This is a genomic window from Limnohabitans sp. (assembly GCF_040401135.1).
Classification (GTDB): Bacteria; Pseudomonadota; Gammaproteobacteria; order Burkholderiales; family Burkholderiaceae_C; genus Limnohabitans.
Genome location: NZ_JBBAOV010000059.1, coordinates 1 through 4,517 on the forward strand (window position 1 = coordinate 1; position 4,517 = coordinate 4,517).

At 56.2% G+C, this 4,517-nt stretch carries 7 protein-coding genes; all 7 read right to left on the reverse strand.

The window, feature by feature from the left end:
- A partial coding sequence (locus tag ABWP81_RS11480) for a flagellar basal body protein (protein WP_353141899.1) occupies window positions 1–137 on the reverse strand: 137 nt, incomplete at its 3' end.
- Window positions 134–634 carry a rod-binding protein gene (locus ABWP81_RS11485; RefSeq protein WP_353141891.1) on the reverse strand — a complete coding sequence of 167 codons (501 nt, stop codon included), beginning with the start codon at window positions 632–634 and terminating at the stop codon, window positions 134–136. The genes ABWP81_RS11480 and ABWP81_RS11485, both read right to left, overlap by 4 nt.
- 13 nt (window positions 635–647) lie before the next feature.
- A complete protein-coding gene (locus tag ABWP81_RS11490) occupies window positions 648–1,787 on the reverse strand; it encodes a flagellar basal body P-ring protein FlgI (RefSeq protein WP_353141893.1) in 1,140 nt (379 codons plus the stop codon).
- 17 nt (window positions 1,788–1,804) lie between these two features.
- The gene (locus ABWP81_RS11495) at window positions 1,805–2,488 is read right to left on the reverse strand and encodes a flagellar basal body L-ring protein FlgH (RefSeq protein ID WP_353141894.1); all 684 of its coding nucleotides are present in this window, start codon (window positions 2,486–2,488) and stop codon (window positions 1,805–1,807) included.
- Between the two features lie 12 nt (window positions 2,489–2,500).
- A complete protein-coding gene (gene flgG, locus ABWP81_RS11500) occupies window positions 2,501–3,286 on the reverse strand; it encodes a flagellar basal-body rod protein FlgG (RefSeq protein WP_353136387.1) in 786 nt (261 codons plus the stop codon).
- A gap of 29 nt (window positions 3,287–3,315) precedes the next feature.
- Window positions 3,316–4,080 carry a flagellar basal body rod C-terminal domain-containing protein gene (locus tag ABWP81_RS11505; RefSeq protein ID WP_353141896.1) on the reverse strand — a complete coding sequence of 255 codons (765 nt, stop codon included), beginning with the start codon at window positions 4,078–4,080 and terminating at the stop codon, window positions 3,316–3,318.
- Window positions 4,081–4,106: 26 nt separating this feature from the next.
- Window positions 4,107–4,517, reverse strand: a 411-nt coding sequence (locus tag ABWP81_RS11510) for a flagellar hook-basal body complex protein (RefSeq protein WP_353141897.1), incomplete at its 5' end; no start/stop codon positions are given.

Sequence of the window (4,517 nt, forward strand, 5' to 3'; positions counted from 1 at the left end):
GGCGCAGAGTCTTTCAGCACCACGTCTTGGCGTGAGTAGCCTTCGGTGTTGACGTTAGAAATGTTGTTGGCCACCGTGCTCAAGGCACGTTGGTAGGCACCAATGGCATTGCTGGCAATGCCGAGCATGTCGCTCATTTACGGCCCCCAGTCAACGGTGACTTGAACTCATTCAAGCTCTTCAGGGGCAAGGCTTTTTCTAAGGCAAAGCCTTTGCTCAGCTCAGCAGCGGTGGGCAGCGCAATGGGCTGCTGCTTAGGGTTCAAAGCAATACCTTTGCCGCGCGACTTCAGCAACTCGTCGGTGCTGGGTGCGGGGGCTTGTTGTTGTTTGACGGCGCGCTCCATGAAGTCGGCCACGCCCAAGGCGCCACGTTTGGACATTTGCAAAGACACTTCTTTGTCAAACATGCCTTCAAAGGTGTCTAGCGCTTGCGATTTGTTGTCGTCGTCTTTCATGGGCTCGTTGGCCTCACGCATGGACTTCAACATCATTTGAATGAACAGACCTTCAAACTGTTGCGCGGATTCGCGCAACGCACTGTTTTGGTCTTTCTGCGCTTTGCCACGCAGCTCACCCAGACCCGAGAAGTCTGTGTAAGACCGGGCGGCAGAGGTGTCAACGGGGCTGCTCATATCAATGCTCGATTTAAATGATGACCAGTTCGGCGCGCAAGCTGCCAGAACTTTTCAGGGCTTCAAGAATGGCGATCAAAGCAGACGGCGTGGCGCCCACTTGGTTGACCGCATCCACAATTTGGCGCAGCTCCACACCGGGCTGAAACAAGAACATGGGCTTGTTGGGCTCGGCCACTTGGATGTCGGCGTTTTGAACGGGGGCCGTTTGACCGCCAGCAAAGGCGTTGGGCTGAGACACTTCGTTGGTGGCCGAGATGGCCACCGAGATGGTGCCGTGCGACACCGCCGCAGCCGTGACGCGCACTGAGCGGTTAATCACCACCGTGCCTGTGCGTGAGTTGATGACCACGCGAGCGGGAGGCTCACCAGGTGTGATTTCTAAGGCTTCCACCTCGCTCATAAAAGCGACGCGTTGGTTCAAGTTTTTGGGGGCTCGCACCGATACCGATACACCATCGATGGCTTGTGCCACGTCACCGCCAAATTTTTTATTGATCGCGTTGACGATGGCGGTGGTGGTGGAAAAGTCGCTTTCGCGGATGTTGTAAATCACGTTCTCGGCAGACTCGAAGGGCGTGTCCACAATGCGCTCCACAATCGCGCCGCCTGGAATGCGGGCTGAGGTGGGCACACCGATGGACACCTTAGAGCCTGCGGCATTGACATCAATGCCAGTGGCCGTCAAAGCACCTTGTGCCAAGGCATAAATTTCGCCGTCTACGCCGCGCATGGCGGTCATGATGAGGCTGCCACCGCGCAAGTTAGAGGCTTTGCCGATGGAAGACACGTTGATGTCAATGCGCTGGCCGGGCTTGGCAAAGCCAGGCAAGTCGGCGGTGACCAGCACAGCCGCGGTGTTTTTGATGTCCACACGCGCTGCAGTGGCGGCGGTTTCAAAGTCGGTCAAAGGGCCGTCAATGCGCACACCCATTTGCGACAGCATGGCTTTCATGCTTTGCGTGGTGAAGGGCACCGAGGCGTCGTCGCCCGTGCCCTGCAAGCCAACCACCAAGCCGTAACCAATCAACTGGTTGGGGCGTTGGGCGGCGAGCGTTGCCAAGTCTTTGACGCGGTCAGCTTGCGCTCCACCTGCGGCCAGCACACACAGGCTGACCAAACAGGCACGGACAGAAAGAGAGAGGCGATTCATAAGTTACCCGTTCGAATTTAGAAAGGCCAGAATTTGTGCATCAAGCTGGTACCCCAGCCGGCTTTGGTGGCGTTGGCCAGATCACCCGAACCGCGGTAGGCGATTTGTGCATTGGCCAAGCGGCGCGATTGCACGGTGCTGTTGGGGCCCACGTCTTCGGGGCGAATGACGCCCGAGACTTGAATGACTTCGGTGCCTTCAGACAGGCCCAGCTTTTTCTCACCACGCACCATCAAGTTGCCATTAGCCAAAATTTCTATCACTGTCACAGCTACCGAACCGGCCAACGAGGCTTGTTGGTCGGCCTTGCCTGCGCCTTTGGAGCTGTTGTTGTTGTTGTTGATGTCCACACCGACGAAGAACGGATTCATGCTGCCGATCTTGGTGTTAAAGCCTGTGGGCAATGAGTTCTTAGACTCACGGCTCACATCGGTGTTTTGGGTGCGAGCGGCTTGGGTGGACTCGTTCAACAACACGGTGATGATGTCGCCCACCTGGTAATTGCGGCCACGGCCAAACCAGGCATCACTTTGCCGGTTGCTGTAGATGCCGCCGGTGGCAACTTTTTGCCGGTCGCTGGCCAACGGATACACCGGCTGAAAATCGGGCGAGGGTCGCAACACCATGTCGACCGGTTCGGTGGCGCAGGCTTGCAACAAAAATACGATGGCAAACAGGGCGAGTAAACGAAGTGCTGTCATGGGGAACCTCAATCAGATGTTTTGGTTCAAGAACTTGAGCATGCCGTCCACGGCCGAGATGGCCTTGGAGTTGATCTCGTAAGCGCGCTGGGTTTCGATCATGTTGACCATCTCCTCCACCACGTTCACGTTTGACGCTTCAAGCGAACCTTGTTTCAAAGCACCTGCACCGTTGATACCAGGGGTGAGAATTTGCGCCACACCGCTGGCTTGAGAGGCTTCAAACAAGTTTTGGCCAATGGGCTTCAAACCGCTTGGGTTGACGAAGCGGGCAATTTGGATTTGGCCAATGTTTTGTGAGCCGCCGCCGGCCACGATTTCGGCAGATACCGTACCGTCATGACCAAAGGTCACGCTGGCTGTGTTTTCTGGAATGGTGATGGCAGGAATCAACGGGAAGCCAGACGCTGTCACGACCTGGCCGGTGTTGCTGATCTTGAAGTTGCCGTCGCGGCTGTACGACGTGGTGCCGTCTGGCATTTGAATTTGGAACATGCCACCGCCCATGATCGCCAAGTCAAGCGGCGATTGGGTGTTGATCAAGTTGCCCTGCAAGTGCAGCTTTTCGGTGGCATTGATCTTCACACCGGTACCGAGCATCAGGCCCGTGGGTGACAAGGTGTTGTTGGTGGTTTGACCACCGGGCTGCTTGACGTTTTGATAGAGCAAGTCTTCAAACACGGCACGGTCGCGTTTAAAGCCGGTCGTGCTCACGTTGGCCAAGTTGTTGGAGATGACGTTCATGCGCGTCTGCTGCGCGTCAAGACCGGTTTTGGCTACCCACAATGATGCATCCATGGCTTTAAGCCCCTTTTAATCTGTCAAATTCAAGACGCCTTCATCATTGAAGCGCCCGACTCATCGTTGGATTTGCTTTCTTTGATCATGCGAACCTGGTGCTCAAACGAGCGGCTCTGTTCAATCAGCTTCACCATCGATGCCATTGGATTGACACTGCTGCCTTCTAAAGCCTGCGGTGTCAAAGAAACTGGCTCAGGACCAGTTGCAAAGTCCGTGCCAACTGGTTTTTCGTCAACCCGAAACAAGCCGTCTTCGCGTTTGATGAGGTTGGTGGTGCTGGCATCGCGCAGCATGAGGGTGCCCACAATCTGCTCTTGGGGGATGCCCGGCTGTGTGGGGTCTGAGGCGTAAATCAGCCCGGTATTGGTGATGTTGATGCGCGAGCCCACAGGGATGGTGATGGGGCCGCCGTCTTGGCTTTGCACGATGTGGCCCGAACCGGTTTCAAGCACGCCACTGGTGTTGATGCGCAGGTCGCCACGGCGGGTAAATGCCAGTTTTCCGTCATTGCCCGTGACGCCCAAGACCGTTTTGTGGTTCATGGACACGTCCAAGTCGCGGCCGGTGACCATCAAAGGGCCAGCATCCAAACGCACGCGGTCGGTGGTGTACAGACGGGGCTGCAAGCGCGAATCAAAGCCCTCACCCACCGCTTGGTGCGGCTGGATGGTGGCTTCGTAGGTTTGCTTGAAACCCGCGGTGGTGACGTTGGCAATGTCGTTGGACAACTGCTGACGGATGTAGCGATCTTCATTGATCGCGGCCATCGCGTTGAAAGATAAGCGGTCCATGGCGTTCTCTTAATTAATCAGTCAGATTAGTTACGGATCTGAATGATGGTTTGCGTCATCGAGGTGCTGGTTTCCATGGCCTTGGCGTTGGCCTGGAAGTTACGCTGCTCGGTGATCAAGTCCACCAATTCTTGGGTCAAGTCGACGTTGGCGCGCTCGGTGGCACCTGAGCGCACCGTGCCGAAACCAGCAGAACCGGCTTCGCCGTACTTTGGCGTACCAGAGTCAGAAGTTTTGTAGTAGTTGGTGTCACCAATCTGGCGCAAACCAGACGGGTTAGAGAAGTTGACCAACACCACTTTGCCTAATGACTTTTGCGCGCCGTTGGAGAAGCTGGCAGACACCAAGCCGTCGTCGGCAATGGCCAAGCCCACCAGGTCACCTTCGGGTGCGCCGTCTTGCGACTGCGACAACACCGAGAACGGTGACGCAAACTG

What these genes read in the sequence shown, in the direction of transcription:
- ABWP81_RS11485 (WP_353141891.1), bottom strand. Translation starts at nt 634, where the DNA reads ATGAGCAGCCCCGTTGACACCTCTGCCGCCCGGTCTTACACAGACTTC.
- ABWP81_RS11490 (WP_353141893.1), bottom strand. Translation starts at nt 1,787, where the DNA reads ATGAATCGCCTCTCTCTTTCTGTCCGTGCCTGTTTGGTCAGCCTGTGT.
- ABWP81_RS11495 (WP_353141894.1), bottom strand. Translation starts at nt 2,488, where the DNA reads ATGACAGCACTTCGTTTACTCGCCCTGTTTGCCATCGTATTTTTGTTG.
- flgG (WP_353136387.1), bottom strand. Translation starts at nt 3,286, where the DNA reads ATGGATGCATCATTGTGGGTAGCCAAAACCGGTCTTGACGCGCAGCAG.
- ABWP81_RS11505 (WP_353141896.1), bottom strand. Translation starts at nt 4,080, where the DNA reads ATGGACCGCTTATCTTTCAACGCGATGGCCGCGATCAATGAAGATCGC.